General features: G+C 31.6%; 10 protein-coding genes. 9 read left to right on the top strand and 1 reads right to left on the bottom strand.

Going from position 1 to position 20,906, the window contains the following annotated elements; all coding sequences use genetic code 11:
• Positions 1-136 precede the first annotated feature (136 nt).
• Positions 137-10,378: a PKD domain-containing protein gene (locus tag B5D16_RS07085; RefSeq protein WP_159444322.1), complete on the top strand. Its 10,242-nt coding sequence runs from the start codon at positions 137-139 to the stop codon at positions 10,376-10,378.
• Between the two features lie 13 nt (positions 10,379-10,391).
• A complete protein-coding gene (locus tag B5D16_RS07080; RefSeq protein ID WP_078766298.1) occupies positions 10,392-10,889 on the top strand; it encodes an SMI1/KNR4 family protein in 498 nt (165 codons plus the stop codon).
• 61 nt (positions 10,890-10,950) lie between these two features.
• Here B5D16_RS07080 and B5D16_RS07075 read toward each other — a convergent pair whose 3' ends face one another.
• Positions 10,951-11,934 carry a glycoside hydrolase family 43 protein gene (locus B5D16_RS07075; protein WP_078766297.1) on the bottom strand — a complete coding sequence of 328 codons (984 nt, stop codon included), beginning with the start codon at positions 11,932-11,934 and terminating at the stop codon, positions 10,951-10,953.
• Between the two features lie 476 nt (positions 11,935-12,410).
• Between B5D16_RS07075 and B5D16_RS07070 the strand changes: the two genes are divergently transcribed.
• From B5D16_RS07070 to B5D16_RS07040, 7 genes are all read left to right on the top strand, one after another.
• On the top strand, positions 12,411-13,952 hold the full coding sequence (locus B5D16_RS07070; RefSeq protein WP_078766296.1) for a phytoene desaturase family protein: 1,542 nt from the start codon (positions 12,411-12,413) through the stop codon (positions 13,950-13,952).
• The gene (locus B5D16_RS07065) at positions 13,953-15,734 is read left to right on the top strand and encodes an FAD-binding oxidoreductase (RefSeq protein ID WP_078766295.1); all 1,782 of its coding nucleotides are present in this window, start codon (positions 13,953-13,955) and stop codon (positions 15,732-15,734) included.
• A gap of 157 nt (positions 15,735-15,891) precedes the next feature.
• Positions 15,892-16,518 (top strand): flavodoxin family protein, encoded by a 627-nt coding sequence (locus B5D16_RS07060; protein WP_078766294.1) that lies wholly within the window; start codon positions 15,892-15,894, stop codon positions 16,516-16,518.
• A gap of 113 nt (positions 16,519-16,631) precedes the next feature.
• Positions 16,632-17,099, top strand: a complete 468-nt coding sequence (locus B5D16_RS07055; protein ID WP_078766293.1) for a hypothetical protein — start codon at positions 16,632-16,634, stop codon at positions 17,097-17,099.
• A gap of 99 nt (positions 17,100-17,198) precedes the next feature.
• Positions 17,199-18,113: a histidinol-phosphatase gene (locus tag B5D16_RS07050; RefSeq protein ID WP_078766292.1), complete on the top strand. Its 915-nt coding sequence runs from the start codon at positions 17,199-17,201 to the stop codon at positions 18,111-18,113.
• A 237-nt stretch (positions 18,114-18,350) separates the two neighbouring features.
• Entirely contained in the window at positions 18,351-20,036 is a 1,686-nt protein-coding gene (locus B5D16_RS07045; RefSeq protein WP_078766291.1) for a formate--tetrahydrofolate ligase, read from the top strand.
• A gap of 167 nt (positions 20,037-20,203) precedes the next feature.
• Complete coding sequence (locus B5D16_RS07040; protein WP_078766290.1) at positions 20,204-20,854, top strand: Crp/Fnr family transcriptional regulator; 651 nt, start codon at positions 20,204-20,206, stop codon at positions 20,852-20,854.
• Positions 20,855-20,906 lie beyond the last annotated feature (52 nt).

The following is a 20,906-nucleotide window of genomic DNA, read 5'->3' as shown; positions in this document are numbered from 1 at the left end:
GATGATTATAAAAGAAGTTCTAAGTTAAATGTAGCTTAGAACTTTTTTGTTTGTGTAAAGGTATGTTTATTGTATTAATAGCTATAATGTGATAAAATGTCGGATAGAATTGCGTATGGAAAGGAATTACATAATAATGAGACGTATTATTGGAAACTTTAAGAATAATAAGAAGTTAGGTATAGGTAAGAGATTTGTAGCTGTACTTTTATCAAGTGCACTTTTATTTACATCTTTTGATTTACAAGTTTTTGCTGATGAATTAAATAATGGCAAAAACTTTTTTTATTGTGGAGAAAAATATGAAACAATTTATGATGTACTTGAAGAAGCCAGAGAAAAAGGTGATAAAAATATCGAAGTATTAGTTAGTGGTGAGTTGAAACTAACTAAAGGTATTGATATCAAAAATGGTGAAAAAGTAATTATCAAATCAGGAGTAATAACTGATAATGGTGAAATTATAGAAAGTATAGAATCGGATGAAAAACAGAAATTTATTATAGATGGTGATTTTAATCCAGATAAAGATGGAACATCAAATGCTAATTTATTTAATGTTGAAAAGGATGCTAGTTTAACTTTAGATGGTTTTACTATGGATGGATATTATAAAGATGAAAAGGATAATACTGTTCGAAGTACTTTACCAGAGAAAAGATATAATATTAATTGTGAAGGTGATTTTTCATACACTAATGGTATTATTAAAGGTTTTGTATTTAAGAAAAATCCAGTAATAAATGTCAATGGAGGTAGATTGGATTTTACCGGAAGTAAAATTAGTGATTTGTATTGCAATAATGATAAAGCTTTCATAAATGCAAGTAATACTTCATATATTACAGGTGGATATTTTTCTGAAATTTATTCACAATCTTCATTTAATTCTGGTGGATTGGTGAAGTCATCTGGAATACTTGTAATGGATAATGTACAAACCTATCTTGGGTATGTATATTGTGGTGGTTTGATTAGAGCAGAAAGATTATATATGAATAATTGTAAAATTGAAGGATCACAATGTCCGTATAATTCTGCAGCAGTTCATATTATTGGTAAAGGTGAATCAAAAATATATAATAGTGAAATTACAGGTGGATATTGTTCATGGGGACCAAGAAATGGAACCGGTGGAAATGTTAGTGTAGATAATGGAGATGTATATTTCTATGGTGTGAAAATTGGAAATAAATGCAAAGAAGAAAGTAAACCTTCATATGGTATTAAGGTAAATTCTGGTAGTGTTTATTTTGAAAAAAATGGTGAATATGATGATGAATACTTTGGGAAAATAGAAACCGATAGAAATATAATTGATGGTTGTGAAAGAGGCATTAATGTATCATCTAATGGAAAATTATATGCAAATTGTTTGGATATGATGAATAATTATGCATCTAAAGGTGCAGCTATTTATAATGAGGGATACGTTGAGCTTGATGATGTTAGTTTTAAAGGAAATAATGCAAGTTTATATACGAGTAATAAACAGTTAAATAAGGTAAAGTATGGAGATGATATATATAGTAATGGTGAATTGACTTTAAAGGAAAATATTCACTTTGAAGATGATGATAATGTTCATATATTGCTTGGAAATAATAAAAGTATTACGGTTAAAGATGAATTTAAATATCATAATAATTCAAAAAATAAAATTAATATTGGTTTTGAAAGTGATATTAGTATAGAGGAATATAACTTTGTTTACTATGATGGTAAAGAAGGTTTGTCTTATGAAGCTGTTAATAATGGAGTATGGTATGTTATTTCTGTAAGTGATGAAAAGAATAAAGATATTATTGCAGATGAAAACAGAGTATATTTGTGTAGCGAGTATAGTAATGTTTCATTAAAAGTAATTGATGATTCAAATAAAAATGTTTCAGGCGCAGTTTTTGAATTGTGGAAACAAATTGAAGGAAATAAATATAAATACATAACAACCACAGGTGCTTCGGATGATGACGGAAAGATTTTTGTTGGTAAGTTGATAAAAGGCAATTATGCATTAAAATGTTTATCACTTCCTGCAGATTATAATATTAAAAATGTAAAGACATTAGAATTTGAAGTAGATGAAGATAGAGAATTAAATATAAATGTTGGTAGATTAAATAAAGCTCCTGTAGCGAAAATAAATATCGATAAGGAAGCAAATAAAATTAATGCATATGAAGAAATTGAATTCTCTGCAAGTGAATCAACTGATGATACAGGAATTGTTAGTTATTCATGGGATTTTGGGGAAGGTAGTGATGGAGATGGAAACTATGCTAATGGTATAACAGTAAAGCACAGATATACATCAGCAGGAATGAGAATGGTTACATTAACAGTCAAGGATAAAGACGGAAAAACAAGTACAGAGACCTTGGAAATAAATGTAAGTGGAGATGGCCTTGTTTCTGTTACTGTTGAGGTTAAGTCAACAGATACTGATGAATATATACCAAATTCATATATTTATATTACAGATGAGGATAATAAAAAAATTGCTGAGAAAAATTCTGCAATTGGTATTTGTGAGTTTTTAACTACACCAAATCGAAAAGTAAATATAACAGCGGCTGCTGATGGATATTATTTAAGAACAACATCAGCAGTATGCAAGGAAAATGGTAAAGCAGTAATTTATTTAAGCACTCGAGACACAATAAAAGGTGATATTAAGGTTAAAGAATTAACACTTGATGAAATAAAAAATGCTGGTATTGATATTGAAGATGAATCAAATAGACAAATTGTAAAATACGAATTAGATTTAACATTTGTTGAAATAAAAGGTCCAGTTAAGGCTGAGAGTTTTTCATTCTTCGTAAATAAAGATTATGAAGTTATAGATGTTGAGGGTAATTATAGGTCAAAATATGGTGATTTTAGTATAGAGCCGGGGGTGGATGAATATAATCATAATTTATACTTTATGATTATAAGAGGAACTAATACATGGCTTAAAGACATGTTTGAAGTTGAACTTATGGTTGTAAATAATTCAGAGGTTGAGATCGCTAAAGATGTTAATGCTGAAATTAAATTGCCAGACGGATTATCTCTTGCAAAGATGAACAATGGTGGAAATGATAAAAATAAGTCATTGGGTGATATTGATACTAAAAATAGTGCTTCTACAGTTTGGTATGTAAGAGGTGATATTGATGGAAGTTATCTTATAAATGCAGAAGTAACAGGAAAGATGCATAAGAAAGATGAAACATCGACAGATGAAAAAGATAATGAAATTGAAATAGCTGACTATGAATTTAAGTATTTATTCCAGTCAAAAGAATATGTTAATGTTTATATGCAGTCAGCTCTTGGTGTTTTGATAGAACTTGAAAAGACGGCTGCAACAGGAGGATCATATACAATAAGATTTAATTATTTTAATAAATCTCCTAAAAGTATTTATGATCTTAATTTTGCAATTGATGAAGAAATACAGTTATCACCGGGAAATACAACTTACGGTAAAGGATTGTTGTCAATAGGGAAAGTAGATGACATAGATAATATTACGGATACTCCATTACCATTAGGTATGCCTGTGGATAATGCACATGTTGATGAATTAAAACCGGGTGAATTTATTGGGGTAACATATAAGACACAAGTTACTTTTTTAAATGAAAAAGAAGAAGATGTAATTACAGAGCTTGCATCATATGGATTAAAAATATTAGAAGGTAGCACTGCATCTATGGATGTATATTTTAGTGTTATAACAACAGCTAAAGATTCGGCGAACATAGAAGAAGCCACAAGAAAGAATTCCATGGATGTATTTGGTGGTGATCCTATCAATCTTTTAACAGGTTCTTTTGAATCTGAATTTGATGATTTAAAAATTTCAGGATATAGATATTTAGACTTTAAGAGATTTTATAATTCACAGGATGATTATAATGAAAGTTTTGGTAGAGGATGGAGACATAATTATGACTATGTGATTGAAGATTATGGTATAGAAGATTTGCCGATTGTAATGAACGGCAGCAATGTTAATACTGATAATAATGAGTATTCTAATGACTCTAGAAAATCATGTATTCAGATAAGATGTCCAGATGGAAGATTATATAATTTTGAAAAAATATCAAATGGTTCATATGATTATGATGTTTTTGATAAAAATGGAAAAGTTGATGATGAAAAGAAGTTTAATGGACTAGACGAAGGAAAATATATCTCAAAAGAGGGTTCAACTTTAGAAGTAATTAAGAAGAATGATAAAATAGATAAAATCCTTATGAATGACAAGGGGGTAGTCTATACTTTTAACAGTAATAAAAAACTAATAAGCATTAAGGATTCTGAAGGATTTGAAACAAAACTTGTATATGATGGAGGCCTTCTTAAGGAGATTAGTAACGATACTGGAAAAATAGAAGTATTTTGGAATTATGTTATAGACAGAATATCAGAAATATGTTTTACAAAAGATGGTAAAACCATAAAAATAGAGTATGCATATGAGAATAATAATCTAATTTCTGAAAAGAATCCAAATGGTGATTTGGAAAAATATGAATATATTGAATTAGATGAAGATACAGATAATACAGAAGAAAACAGTGATAAGAAAGAATATGCTAAATCAGAAAGTGTAGTTAATGGAGTGTCAGTATCAAAATTCACTATTGGTGATTCAACTAAAAATAATGATAAAGTAATGCTTCTTAAAACTATAACTGATTATAATGGAAATGTTGTAATTAAGAATTCATATGACAATAAAAGAAGAGTTAAAAGTCAGGTCGTAAATGGAAAAGGTACTTTTTCATATATCTATGATGAGATTAACAAGGTAAATACTCAGATTGGATTTAAAAATTGCAAGAGAGAGATTAAATATAATGACTTAAAACAGGTTGTTAGTGATTTAGAAAAAGTTGATGAAAATATAAGAAGCAAGACAACATATGAATATAATTCAGATGGACTTCCTGTAATTATCGTAGAGAACGATAATATGGATAATAAGAATAAAAGGGTTATAGCATATAATAGTCGACAGGATATATGTAAAGTGGCTTATGCTGATAAAACGTCAGAATCATTTGTTTATGATACTAGCGAAGATTATTTACTTATGAGTTCAACTGATAGAAATGGTGTAAAAACAGAATATTCGTATGACGATAATAATCTATTAACAGAGAAGAAAGTTGTAGATACAGAGAATACTAAAGATGTGTATAAAACATTATATAAATATGATAGTAGCAATAGACTACTAAGTGAAATTGTTGATGGAAATACACTTAAAACAATCAAGTATTATTCTGATGGAAGAATAAAGAACATAAAGGATGGCGAAGGATTTATAACATCCTTTAGTTATGATGCACTTGGAAATGTTATATCTAGTACAAATAACGAAGGTGAAAGTGTTAATTACACATATGATTATCGAGGAGTTTTAAAAGAGATAAAAGATGAATATGGAAAATCTATTGAATATACACTCGATAAGAATGGTAAAGTAACTGATGTTAAGGATAAACGAGATAATACAGAAAGCATGAAGTTAAATGTGGCTGGTGATGCTACTATTTACACTAGTAAGCTTGGAAATAAAACAAAATATGAATATGATGATTATGGAAATTTAGTTAAAACAACTAATCCAGATGAGAGCATTGTAGAGTTATCATACGATGCATATGGTAATGTGGTATCTAAATCAGATGAGAATAAAAATAAATGGAAATATGCATATGATAAATCTAATAGATTATCAAAAGAAATCAATCCACAAGGGTTAACGGTAGAGTATGAATATGATGTTGATGGCAACGTTGTTTCAAAAAAATACCTTGATAAGGATGGAAATCTAATTGAGGATGCTAATGGAAATTCATATGTAGAAGAATATTCATACGATAAAGTTGGAAGAATAAAAACTGAAAAAGATGGTAATGGTAACATTAAAAAATATGAATATGATGCTAATGGAAATCTTACGGTTTATATAGATGAAAACAACATAGCTACATATAACACATATGATGAAAATAATAATCTTATTGAATCTAAAACTGGTGATAAGACATATTCATATGTATATGATTTAAATGGAAATGTTAAGAAAGAAACAGCCACAAAGATACATCTTGACGGAGAAAATCTTAAAACAGAAAAACACGTAAAAGAATATACATATGACTTTAGAGGAAATGTAAAGTCTTATATAGATGAACATAATAATAAAACTACTTATGAATATGATAAAGTTGGTAATTTAATTAAGATCATTTATTGTGATGATACATATGTAGAATATACATATGATGATAATTCAAACCTTACATCTACAAAAGATAGAAAAGGTAATGTTTGTTTATATGAGTATGATAAAGAAGATAGACTCATTAAGGAAACAAATGGTGACCGCGAATATGGATATTCATATGATTATGCTGGAAGAGTTACAGAAAAAACATATCCAGAAGGAAAGAAAGAAAACTATGAATATGATTCTGTTGGAAATCTTATAACAGTTACAACAAATGAAAATATAATTAAGTATACCAGAGATGAGCTTGGAAGAATTTTAACAGAAAGCATCGAAGATGCAGATGGTGATACTAATAAGATTGAAAAATATAAAAATACATATGATATACTTGGTAATTTAACAGAAACAGATTATACAAAAATAAATGGTGAATATAAGGATAAAATAAAGTATACATATGATGTTAATGGAAGAGTCATCCGTAAGGTAGATTCTAATGGTAATAAGTATTTTTATGAATATGACGGAAGAGGCAATGTAACTAAGGAAAAATACAGTACAGGTAAAGTGATTAGTTACACATATGATGTAGATAATAACGTAATTGAAAAATGTATAAGTTATGACGGAAAAGTAGTTAAAAAATCAAATAAAACTAATTCATCAGATGATGAAAATGATTCTGATGATGAAGGATCTGGTGATATAGATGATGCTATATTAGAAAACACAAAAATAGTATATTTATATGATTATGATTTATATGGAAATCTTGTTTCGTACACTGATGGAAATGGTAATGTAACAAAATGTGAATATAATGATAAAGATAATACGAAAAAGATTACAGATGCACTCGGTAATTATACGGAGTTTACTTATGATGCGTTCAATAATCTTAAGATAAAAAAATCATCAGGTATGATTGACGAATCATATGATTATGACAAAAATAATAATCTTATAAAAGTTACAGATTCAAATGGAAGTATTACTGAATATTCATATGATGAAAATAATAATATTACGAAGAAAATTGAAGTTGATGAGAAGGAAGATGGTAATAGAATCATATCTTATGAATATGATAATCTTGATAGATGTATAAAGATTACATATCCAGATGCATCAACAGAAAAATATGAATATAATATTTTCGATAAAGTAACATCAAAAGTAGATTCGAAAAATAATGAAACAAAGTATGATTATGACTATAGGGGTAATTTGATAAAAGTTACAGAACCTATGGGTAATTCAATTAAATACTCTTACGATTGTAATGATAATCTAAGTGAGATTATAAAAAATAATGGTTCAATTAAGTATACATATGATGGATGCAAAAATTTAGTTTTAGAAACAGATGAACTTGGAAATAAAAAAGAATATACTTATGATTGCTTTGGAAATGTTACAAAAGAGAATAATGACATTGGTAGTGTTTCGTATGCTTATGATTTAAATGGAAACAATATTAGAAAAACAATCATTACAGGAAAACATATAGAAAATTATAATTATTCTTATGATAATAATAATGAATTAATTGAATTTTCAAGCGATGTAAATTCAAAGAATAATACTGTAAACATCACACGAGATGCATTATCGAATATTGTTTCTGTTTGTGATGGAAATAAAACAGTTAAGTATGGTTATGATAAAGACAATAATAATACTTCTGTAGTTTATCCAAATGGAGATAAAGTAAGCTATGAATATAATAATGGCAAAATTAAAACTATAAAAACATTAAATGACAAGTTTGAATATGAGTATAATTCATTTGACGAGGTAATCTCCAAAAAGTCAAACCATATAAATGAAAAGTATGAATATGATAAATTAGGTAGATTAATAAAAATATATGAAGGCGATGCCTTAAGAGAATCATTAAAATATGATACTATAAATAACCTAATATCTAAAGAAGAATATAAAGGTTCTTCAAGTAAAAAGACTGAATATTCTTATGATAAAAATGGAAGATTAACTACTGAAACAACAGAAAAAGGAGATAAAAAAACAACAACTAAGTATCAATATGATACTAACAGTAATCTTGTTAAAGAAACCAAAGGAAACAAGGTTGTAGAATACTCATATGATAATGGTGATAGATTAAATAATCGAGTAGAATCCACAAGCAGTTCAAAGACTGGTACAAATAATAAAAAAACAATTGAATATAATTATGATGTATTAGGTGATTTATTATCAGAAAAATCAGATAGTTATAATAAGACATATAGTTATAATGCAGACGGAAAACTTACTAGTTCATATGTATTATTGGATATTAAGAATAATGATAAAGGTAATAAGACTGATATAGAAACTACTGAAAAAATTGATAATACTTATTTATATAATGCATTAGGATTACTTATAGAAAAAACATCAAGTAGAAAAACTGATTATAAGTATAAAAATAATCCATTAGGATATGTTAAATCGGATATAGAAACAAAAAATTATATAAAAGATGAACAATATTTATATGATTATACTAATGCTAATCCAACAGTATTGAGTAGTGAAATTTCAGTATCATCAACAGATGAGGATGATTATTACTACGAAAAAAATATTTTATCAATATTGAAATATTCGGACGAAAATACAATTACATCTACTGATAAACAATATAAGATAGATAGCAATTATGTATATGAAGGCGATAAGAAAATTTCTGTTTCTTTAAATGTTGATGGAGAAATAAATACAAAAACTATCAAGAAAACAACTAGTTTGTTTGGAAAAACAGTTGTAAAGGAAGATGGCGATAATAATTCTGATAAATATTCAACTGAATACACTTTAATAACAGATTCTAAGGGTAGTGTATTAAAAGCACTTGATTTATCTGGAAATACAGCAGGTGAAGTATCATATGGATCCTTCGGTAATGTTGAAGACATTGATATTAAAGAAAGTGATGATATTCTAGCAGAAGAATTAAAAACATCAGATATTCTACCATCGTATACTTCATATGTATATTCAGATGAATTAAAGTCATTACAGGATGAAAAGATAAGTAGTACTGTATATGGTGATTCTGAATCAAAAGACTTGGGAGATGAAACAGGATATAATAAATATACAACATGGTATGCATACGAGAGATTCTATAGTACAATAGATAAGAGATTTATAAGTAAAGATCCTGTTGTAGGAAGTATTGATGAACCAAGTAGAGTTAACAGCTACATTTATGCAGGTGATAATCCATTAACATATGTTGATAGAGATGGAAGAAGTTTTACTTGTGAAATAACTAATAATAGATTCTTTAAAAAAGCTGCAGAGCTAGTTGGAAAGATAAGCGATGTTGCAGATAAGGTTGCTAATGTTGTAAAACCAATAGTAGATCCTATTGTTAAAACAGTTAATTATGTTACAGAAAAAGTGGAAGGATTACCTACGTGGGCAAAGGTAGGAATTGGTGTAATTGGAGCAGCAATAGCCATAACAACAGGAGTTGGAGCAACATATGTAGCCACAACAATGGCAAAGAGTGCAATAAGTGGAGCTATATTTAATGGAGCCATATATGGAGTAAGTTCATTAGTAACTGGCCATTTTGATAAAACTGAATTTATAAATAGTATGCTAAACGGCGCAGCTGATATGTTTATGGTATCAGGTGTAATGCTTGGAGCTAAAGGTGTTGTTGATTGTGTTGCTAGAAATAGTGGTAGAATTAGAGAAGTAATGCTCGCTAATGAAGAAGGATTAGTTAGTGTGGACAAGAAATCGCCAAAAGGAGAATTTGCAAATGAAGAGGATATTTTTGATGCTAATAATGGTGAAAAGAGAATTTTAAATTCAAAAGGCGTAGAATATCCTAGAATAGTCGTAAAGGATTATGGTGAGGTTCCATTCCCGGAAGGTCCATATACTCCAAATAATTCAAAAACGATGAGAGTTAAGTTTACGAGTGCATATAAAAAAGAATTTAAAGAGTGGTGGATAAGACAAGGAAGAGAATGGCCGGAAGGAAATGTTAATATTCATCATATAAAACCTTTATCAAAAGGTGGAACAAATGCATTTGATAATTTAGTACCATTGGTTCAACCGGAGGAGCATCAACCTTTTACTAATTGGTGGAGATCATATCCATGAAAGGAAATGTAATATGAAATCGATAAAATTATTAATAAAATTATTTGAAGGAAAAAATAATTGTGAGTTAAAAATAAAAGATTCGAATGGAAATGAAATAATAACATATAATACTAAAAAAGATGGTATTAAAATAAGTGATAAAGAGTATGGTTTGATAGATTTGCTTCCTAGACAGTATGTTGATTTATTGTGTTTTTCTGATGGGATAGAGTTGTTTAATTATGATAATATAGATGGCTTGAAATTGTTGGGATTAGATGAGATAGAAAAATATACGAAGTATTCTAAAAATACATATGAAGAAGATTGGGATGATGATATTATTATTTTTGCTAAAATTATAGGCGAGGATAATTATTTGGGATTCAGAAAAAAAGAATATGGTTATGATATTCTTGATTGTTATTTTGAAGAATTGCCATCTGATTGGGAAATAATTTCAAGTGATTTTGATGAGTTTTTAGTTAGGTTTTTAAGTGAAGAAGGAAATAAATTTTGGATATGTTAGATTATTTTTTGCTTGTAATATAATAAACACCAGCCTATTTAGGCTGGTGTTTTCTTATATATTATTTCTGGTGATCATATGGATGGATTGTTTCAATTGTTCCATCTTCTGCAATGTTAAGTTTTGTATACTTAACTGATCTCTTGTTAGATGCACCGCCTGAGAATTCACTATCATGATAGAATAAATACCACTCGCCGTTAATTTCTACGATTGAATGATGTGTTGTCCATCCGATAACTGGCTCCATGATTCTTCCTTTATATGTGAAAGGACCATCTGGCTTATCACCTTCTGCGTAGCAGAGATAGTGTGTTGTACCAGTTGAGTATGAAAGATAGTACTTACCATTGAATTTATGCATCCAAGGGCCTTCGAAATATCTTCTATCTTCATCGCCAGCTTTGATTGGTTCGCCGTTTTCGTCTAAGATGTCAATCATCTTAGGTGCAGCAACGAATCCTGTCATATCCTGCTTAAACTCAGCAAATAGTGGGCCGAGAGCTTTTTCATCGCCTTCTGGACGATGTTCATCAGGATTAAAGCTTCCTGACTGCCACATTTCTAACTGACCTCCCCAAAGGCCACCATTGTAGCAGTAGATTCTTCCGTCATCATCAAGTAAAACTGCTGGATCAATACTGTAACTTCCTTCGATGTAATTATCCTGTGGTTTAAATGGGCCAACAGGTGAATCTGATTCTGCAACACCAATACGGAATACATCATCTTTATCCTTTGCAGGGAATACAAGGTAGTATTTACCATTAACTTTAACAGCATCTGGAGCCCAAAGCTGTCTTCCAACCCAAGGAATATCATCCTGATGAAGAGCTAAACCATTATCTTTACAAGGACCATCGATAGTGTCCATTGAAAGGATGTGATAATCCTCCATGCAGTACTGTTCGCCGTCATCATCTTCTTCGTGATCGATATCCATATCGTGTGATGGATAGATGTAAATTTTACCATCAAATACATGAGCAGATGGATCTGCTGTGAAGATGTTAGTTACAAGGGGTTTTCTTTCATTATCATTCATGTTTTTAACCTCTTTTCTTAATTTGTTTATAAATATTTTACGTCGAATCGTAATAATAATATTTTAGTGCATTTGCTAAGGGTTGTCAAATGGATAAAATGATAATTAAAGGTTATAATTTAAGCGTTTTTTAGGAGATTTGAAAACTATTTTTACTTTGTGAAAAAAAGTAGTTGGAATTATGAAAAATAAATGGTACAATATTCATAGTAATAGTTAACGCATATTAAATATTATACTATTTACTTTAAGATTACATCGAAATAAGATGGGGTTATTTCTTTGTATAAAAAATAATGGGGAGGTTACTAGTGTTGAAACCTAGTAACCTTATATTTTAAGTGCTACACGAAAAAAGAAAAAAAGAAGAATAGATGAAGGTTTTATATATATGAGTTAGCAATAACTCCAAAAGTCGTGAGAATATTTATATATTGAGGGGAAAGTATAAATATTTGACTAATGGGGGTGGTTTTTTGGAGGACAAGTACGATCTTTTAGTCATAGGTGCTGGTAATGGAGGACTTATGGCGGCTTGTCGAGCGTCTAAAATGGGTCTTAGAACCTTGGTTATCGAAAAACATAATCTTCCTGGTGGAGCTGCATCAAGTTTCGTAAGAGGGAGGTTTGAGTTTGAAGCTTCCTTGCATGAGATGCCAGATCTTGGTGAAGGTGAGATGCGTGGAGACTTGGGACGGATTTTTGATGAACTTGGAATTAAGGTAGATATGGTTACCATAAAGGATGCATTCCGATTTATTATCGAAAAAGACAAAGAGCGTTCGCTCGATGTAACAATTCCACATGGAAAAGAAAAAGTTATAAAGTATATGAATGAGGTATGCCCTGAAGATTCAGAGGCTTTTGAAAAGTTTTTTTTGGCGTACGATGATATTACTAAAGGCTTGGAATATATAGGAAAATCAAGGGGAAATCCAGATCCTGAGGTTTTAAAAAATGAACATTCAAACTTTCTTAAGATAATGTCGATGTCAACGGGAGAGTTTTTTAAATATATAAACATGAGTGAAAAGTGCATTGATATAATGTCTGCATACTGGCCATATCAGGGAGCGGATATTTATACAATAGATGCAAGTAGATATATATTGATGATTTACGGATTCTTTGTACAGGGGGCTCATATACCAAAGATGAGATCTCATCAGCTATCAGTAGCTATAATGAATCGTGCATGTGAACTTGGAGCAAGATTTTTGTTTGATACGGAAGTAACAAAAGTTTTAACTAAAGATGGTGCAGTATGTGGCGTGGAAGTTGATGATGGAAGAGTATTTAAGGCAACAGCCGTTGTATCGAATGCATTTCCTGAAGTTGTTTATTCAAAGATGCTAGACGATAAATCGCTTATTCCAAAACTAGAGCTACAAAAAGCAAATGCACGTGAATATGGATTTAGAGCATTTAGTGTTTATTTAGGACTGGATATTCCACCTGAAGAAGTTGGAATTAAGGATTATACAATATTTATTAGTACAACTAAGGACACACAGGCTTTATATAAAAGTGCGGGAAGTTTTGATGGTGATGAATATGCCATAGATGTGTGTTGTCCTAATATTGCAATTCCGGATTGTTCACCTAAGGGAACAACAATTATGATTCTTACAAAGTCTTATACCAAGGATGTATGGGCAAATATAAGCGAAGAAGATTATGTAAGAACTAAGGAAAAAGTTGCAAGTGAAATGATTGATCGACTTGAAAGTATTATGGGCTTTAATGTTCGTGAACATATTGAAGAGATTGAAATAGCAAGTCCTGTGACATTTGCTAGATATATGCAATCTCCACAGGGTTCTGTATATGGTTATGTTTCTGAAAGATGGGATGGAATGTCTTCAAGAATGCTTTCGGCGGGAAGTGAAAGAACGGTTCCGGGACTATTTTTTGTAGGTGCACATGGAGAGATGTTATCAGGATTCCTTCCAACATATACATCTGGTAACAGGGTAGGTTATCAGGTGCTTGGATATGTTATGGGAGGTGGCGTGTAAATGGAAAATAAGTACTTAAATGATGTACCGGACGTTGAAGTTAAAGATATTGTATCTAAAAGACAAAAGGTAATTAGTGAAGCGGCAGATTCCATGCCAAAGTATGAATATAATGCAAATGTTCTTGCAAAGAATTTGCATCCGAAAGTACAGCATGTGAAAATAACAGACATTGAGGATTTGGCGGATGCAAAGATATATACACTTTGTGCAAACCCTGATTTAGGAACTAAAAAACTTGCTTATTTTAGAGCGGGTCAGTACGTAAGCTTGTTTTTAAAAATAGATGGTTCAGTTTTAACAAGGCCTTATTCAATATGCTCATCTCCAAGAGAAGCTTTTGAAGGTAAATATAGAATACTTGTAAAAACAAAGGCGGATGGATTCGCTAGCAAATACATTAACGAAGAATTAAAGGTTGGCGATAGTTTAGAAATATCTGGACCTGAAGGTTTCTTTTATTATGAGGGCCTTAGGGATGCAGAGTTTGTATATGGTCTTGCAGGTGGTAGCGGTATTTCACCATTTGTTTCTATGGCAGAAGCTATATGTGATGGAACGGAAGATTTTAATTTAACTATAATCTATGGAAGTAGGAATAGTGAAAATATATTGTTAAAAGAAAAACTTGATGAACTTTCAAAAAGAAGTAATGGGAAAGTTAAAGTTTTTTACGTGCTGTCGGATGAAGAAAAAGATGGATTTGAACATGGGTTTATAACCGCTGACATAATTAGAAAGTATCAAAATGATACTAACAATGCCGACGGAAAATATTCCGTGTTTGTATGCGGAAGTCAGGCTATGTATGATTATCTAGACGGAGAATTAATAAAACTTAATATAGCGAAAAAATATATAAGATATGATGCTTATGGGGAATATGAACTTGGAGAACGTGATAGCGAGTTCATAAATGAATTTAAAGAAAGTATATATAAGTTAACTGTTGTAACTAACGACGGGAAGGAAAGGGTTGTAGATGCAAAGGCCACAGAGTCACTTCTTGTTGCTATGGAACGCGCAGGAATAAAGGCGCCTAGTAAGTGTAGAAGCGGTGAATGTGGTTTTTGCAGATCGAAACTTGTTTTGGGTGATGTGTTTATACCGGAGAAGGTTGAAAAAAGAAGACAATATGACAAGCTAACAGGGTATATACATCCGTGTTGCACATATCCAAAATCTGATTGTAGAATATTGGTTAATTGTGAAGAACCAAGAGTCGAAAGGAAGGTTAAAGATATGAAAAAGAAGGAACGTACTATGGGGCTCGTTATGTCGATTATTATGTCGGCAGCGATGGGAGCGCTTTCAGCATATCTCGTATTGAAAGGAAATCCAAAGGCAATGAAGTCTGTGCCAGTTCCAATGATGTACATATCAAATATCTTATTATCAGTTACCGTGGGTATTATCGTTGCATTGTGTTTACCACTTGGTAAAATGGGAAGAGCTCTTGCCCAAAAGGCTCATGCGAAACCTCCAGCAATGAAGTTTACTCTTCTTAATGCAATTCCGTTCTCAGTAGGTAACACCTTGATAGTAAGTTTGGTGGTTAGTTTCTTTGGAGTTGCTATGGGACGAAGTAAAGCTCCAGCATCAGCAGTTGCTGATATGCCACCACTACCGATTATGTGGTTAGGAAGCTGGGGAAAGTTATTGATTCCAACATTAATATTAAGTTATGTGCTTTCAGTGTTGTTATCACCATTTGTTTCACAATTGGTAGGTTTAACAGATGCAGGCGCAGAGGTTGGAAGAGCATCGAGAGGAGAGGATTAAACCTTGCATGCTTTAAGATGAGTCGCTTTGCATTTAGCAAAGTGGCTCATTGTAATTGTTAAAAAGGAGTTAATTAGCTCCTTTTTTTATTTGATATAGTATTATATAATGAATATTAGGTTTAAACGAGAGGTAAGAAGATACGGAGGTATGTAAAATGAGTAAAGTATTATTGATTAATGGTAGTCCGCATTCAAATGGTTGTACATATACAGCTCTTTTGGAAGTGGCAAATGAGCTTAACAAGGAAGGTATTGAAACTGAAATATTGCATGTTGGAAATAAAGAAATTAGAGGATGTATATCCTGTAATACTTGTGGAGAAAGGGGCAAATGTGTTTTTGATGATTTAGTTAATGAAGTTGCTGTTAAGTTTGAAGCAGCTGATGGACTAGTTATTGGAAGCCCTGTATATTATGGCTCACCTAATGGAACACTTCTTTCATTTTTGGATAGACTTTTTTATAGTACGAATTTTTCTAAGCAAATGAAAGTTGGAGCATCAGTTGTTAGTTGTAGAAGAGGAGGAAATACAGCAACTTTTGATGTTTTAAATAAATATTTTCCAATAAGTGGAATGCCGATAGCTGCAAGTACATATTGGAATCAGGTTCATGGATTTAGTGCTGAAGATGTAAAGAAAGATCTAGAGGGCCTTCAGACTATGAGAAATCTTGCAAGAAACATGGCGTTCTTAATTAAGGCCATAAAAGATGGTAAAGAAAAATATGGATATCCTGAAGTAGAGTCTCAATATTGGACTCATTTTATGGATGGAAAATAAAATGTTACATAAACTTGATTTATTTTAATAAAGTATTATAATAGAGTTGTTGAATGCGTTTATATAAGAGAAAGAAAAAGAAAAAAGGATTATAGGAATTAAGGAGGTCGCACATGGATAGCTGGTTAGAAGGCGAATTAATGGGTGAGGAAGAGAAAAAGATTATTAAGAAAGATTTAGCATTTAAACGATTATCAATTGTTGGATGCTTGATGCTTTTAGTTGTATATTTCATATTAGGAATATTAGAAGCAATGTGGAATAATAATCATGTAGCATTAATTTTTAGAATTGTTATGATTGCAATCGTGATTGGTTCAGCAGCAGCAATTGTATTTATGTACATGAGAAGAATCAAGTTTATCAAAGATGGCAGATTTGTGTGGAAACAGGGATTTGTTACAGGTTATGAACCTAATGAAAAGATGAAATTCTTACATGGTAGATTACAGGTTGATGATACAAGAAGTGATTATTATGGATTTAAATTTGGATATAAAGTAGGCGATCAGGTATTTGTACTTGACTTTACAGAAGGTTTTAAGTGGAAAGATACTATCGCTGTAAAAATTAAGTATTAATTAGATGGGAGATTTTTCTCCCATCTTTTATGCGTTATATGGGGAAGTAAGATGTTTTGGATTTAGGGAAGGGTTAATGTAATAGGACAGGAGAAAAATATGGACAAGACTAAGTATATAAATACATTAAATAAGCCTAAAGATGCCGATTTGTTTGATTTTGATTATAATGATGATTTTTATAGAAGAAATCCTGAATTGCCAGATTCATATAGAGGACATCTTAAAAATTTCCATACTCATACATATAGATGTAATCATGCAACGGGTGATGTGTATGATTATTGTGAAAGAGCAATAGAGCGTGGGTTTGATACATTAGGATTTACAGATCACAATCCATTTCCAGATAACGAGCCGATTCCTGGTATTCGAATGGATTTTAGTGAGTTAGATGACTATATTTCAAGCATTAATCAGGCAAGAATTGATTATCCAACTCTTAAGCTATATACAGGTTTTGAATGTGATTATTTTAAAGAATTTGATAGTTATTATAGAGATTTTCTTTTAGGAGAAAAGGGTATAGAGTATTTAACCGGTAGCGTTCACGTTTATCCATATGAAGGTGGTCTTCGAGGCGTTCATGGACAGAGCATGGATACTGATATGATGAAAAGTTATACCAATAGCATTGTGGATGTAATTGAAAGTGGACATTTCTTATATGTTAATCATCCAGATTTATTTGGTCAGCAAATGCCTTCTTGGAACGATGAAGTATACGCAATGTCAAAGTTCATTATAGAAACTGCAGTTGGATGCAATGTACCACTTGAATTAAATGTTAGTGGTATATGTAAAACTGCACTTCATCCTGATGAAGCTAGTAACTTAAACTATCCAATTAGACAGTTTTGGGAAATAGCAGCGGATCTGGGAGCAGAAGTAGTATTAGGTACGGATGCCCATCATCCAATAAGACTTGATACAAACATGTATCATGGTTTTAAGATGATTGAAGAACTAGGACTTATACAGGCAGATATAGAAAAATTGATCAATAATAGATGATATGTTGAATATTCTGTATAACTATGATATATGATAGAAAATTTATATATATTTAAACTTTGATATTTGATTAAAATCAAGTATAATATACAAGTGACTGATTAAATGGCTTAAAATAAAGCCTTTAATATATTGATAAAAAATAGACAGTTTTATTTTTAAAAAACGGTAGAAAAAAACACCATATAGTGGTATAGTTATTCATACAGCACTATATGTTGTAAACGGAGGTATGTAATGGAGTTTAAAAGTGATATCGAAATTGCACAGGAAGTAGAAATGCAACCTATTACAGAAGTTGCAAAGACAGCAGGCATTGATGAGAAGTATTTAGAGCAGTACGGTAAGTACAAGGCTAAGATTGATTATTCACTTCTTAAGGAGTCGAACAGAGGTAATGGAAAGCTTGTATTAGTTACAGCTATTAACCCAACTCCAGCAGGTGAAGGTAAGACAACAACTACAATTGGTCTTGCAGATGGACTTTCAAGACTTGGAGAGAATGTTTGTGTTGCACTTCGTGAACCATCACTTGGACCAGTGTTTGGTGTAAAGGGTGGCGCAGCAGGTGGCGGATATGCACAGGTTGTTCCAATGGAAGACATTAACTTACATTTTACAGGTGATTTCCATGCTATTGGTGCTGCTAACAACTTACTTGCAGCAATGATTGATAATCACATTTACCAAGGTAATGAACTTAATATAGATCCTAGAAAGATTACATGGAAGCGCTGTGTTGACATGAACGACAGACAGCTTCGTTTTGTAACAGATGGTTTAGGTGGTAGAGTTAACGGTACTCCACGTGAGGATGGTTATGATATCACAGTTGCATCAGAAGTTATGGCAGTTCTTTGTTTAGCTAATGACATCACAGACCTTAAGGAAAGACTTAGCCGTATGGTTATCGGTTATACTTATGGTCCAGTTGCTACACAAAAGCCAGTAACAGCTGGTGACCTTCATGCAGAAGGTGCTATGACAGCTTTACTTAAGGATGCACTTAAGCCAAATCTTGTTCAGACACTTGAACATACTCCAGCTATTATTCATGGCGGACCATTTGCTAATATTGCACATGGATGTAACTCAGTTACAGCTACAAAGATGGCCATGAAGCTTGCAGACATCGCTATTACAGAGGCTGGTTTCGGCGCTGACCTTGGAGCTGAAAAGTTCTTAGATATTAAGTGTCGTATGGCAGACCTTAAGCCAAATGCAGTTGTTGTGGTTGCAACAGTTCGTGCACTTAAGTATAACGGCGGTGTTGCTAAGGCAGATCTTGGTGCTGAAAATCTTGAAGCACTTGAAAAGGGTCTTCCAAACTTACTTAAACATGTAGATAATATTAAAAATGTATATAAACTTCCTTGTGTTGTGGCTATTAATAGATTCCCAACAGATACTGAAGCTGAACTTAAACTTGTTGAAGATAAGTGTAAAGAGTTAGGTGTTAATGTTGCACTTTCAGAAGTTTGGGCTAAGGGTGGCGAAGGCGGAATTACTCTTGCTAAGGAAGTACTTCGTTTAGTTGAGGAACCTAATGACTTTAGTTTCTCATATGAGCTTGAAGGTAGTATCGAGGAGAAGATTGATACAATCGTTAAGAGAGTATACGGTGGTAAGGGTGTGGTTTTAACACCACAGGCTAAGAAACAGGCTGATCAGCTTACTGCTCAGGGATTTGGTAATATGCCAATCTGTGTAGCTAAAACTCAGTATTCTCTTACAGACGATCAGACTAAGCTTGGTGCACCTAAGGATTTCGAAATTACAGTTAGAAATCTTAAGGTTTCAGCAGGAGCAGGTTTTATAGTTGCACTTACAGGGGATATAATGACAATGCCAGGACTTCCAAAAGTACCAGCAGCAGTTAAGATAGACGTAGATGAGAATGGAAAGATTTCTGGATTATTCTAGATTATTACAAATACACCCCTAAGTAGGGGTGTATTTTGTTTTTCATATTATGGTTTGTTTGTTTTAATGTTTTGTTTTGATTTGTTATTTAGGATGAGGGACTGTTTTAGCAGTTATGACAGGATGGAAATGATTTATGCAAGTAGAACACTTGCGAGGTGAATGATATGAATGCATATAATACCATGAATATTGCCGGATTCGGTGATAGTGAGGAATTAGTTTCCCTTCTTGAAAATTCCATATATAAGAAGGCTAGAAAGAATAGCGCACTATTTCATGAAGGCGATCAGGTTGAAGGTGTATATTTAATTGATGAGGGCAGTATAAAACTTACTAGATACGATGCTAATGGCAGGGAGCGTATAGTTGGTATCTTTTCGGAGCATGAGTTTTTATGGGAAAGTTTTTTGCTTAATAATAGTACTTATCCATATACTGGCGTTTGGCTTACAAAGGGAAAGTATTACAAGATAAGTAATGAGGATTTTGAGAAAATGCTTAGAAAGAAGCATTTCGCTAAGAAGGTTATAGTTTTATTAAGCCAAAAACTTCATGATGCAAATGCTAGAAATATTTATCTTGCCATGGAAGATCCACTTGCAAGACTTGCAGGATTCTTAGTTTATAGCGAGCAGCGTAGAACTACGGATTATCTTGAACTTACACTTGATGATATTGCTGCAAGTATTAATCTTCGTATGGAAACCGTAAGTAGAAAGCTTAAACAGTTAGAAAGAGAAGGTTTAATTAAACGAGCTGGCAAGGGTAAATTAGAAATAATTGATTATAAGAAGATTCAGTTGTTATGTCAGTAGATAAAGGTTAAAAAATTATATATTATAGATATTTGTATTGGGTCGAGAAATA

Source organism: Eubacterium uniforme, assembly GCF_900167115.1.
Classification (GTDB): Bacteria; Bacillota; Clostridia; order Lachnospirales; family Lachnospiraceae; genus Eubacterium_S; species Eubacterium_S uniforme.
This window is presented reverse-complemented; position numbering and strand designations above follow the sequence as displayed.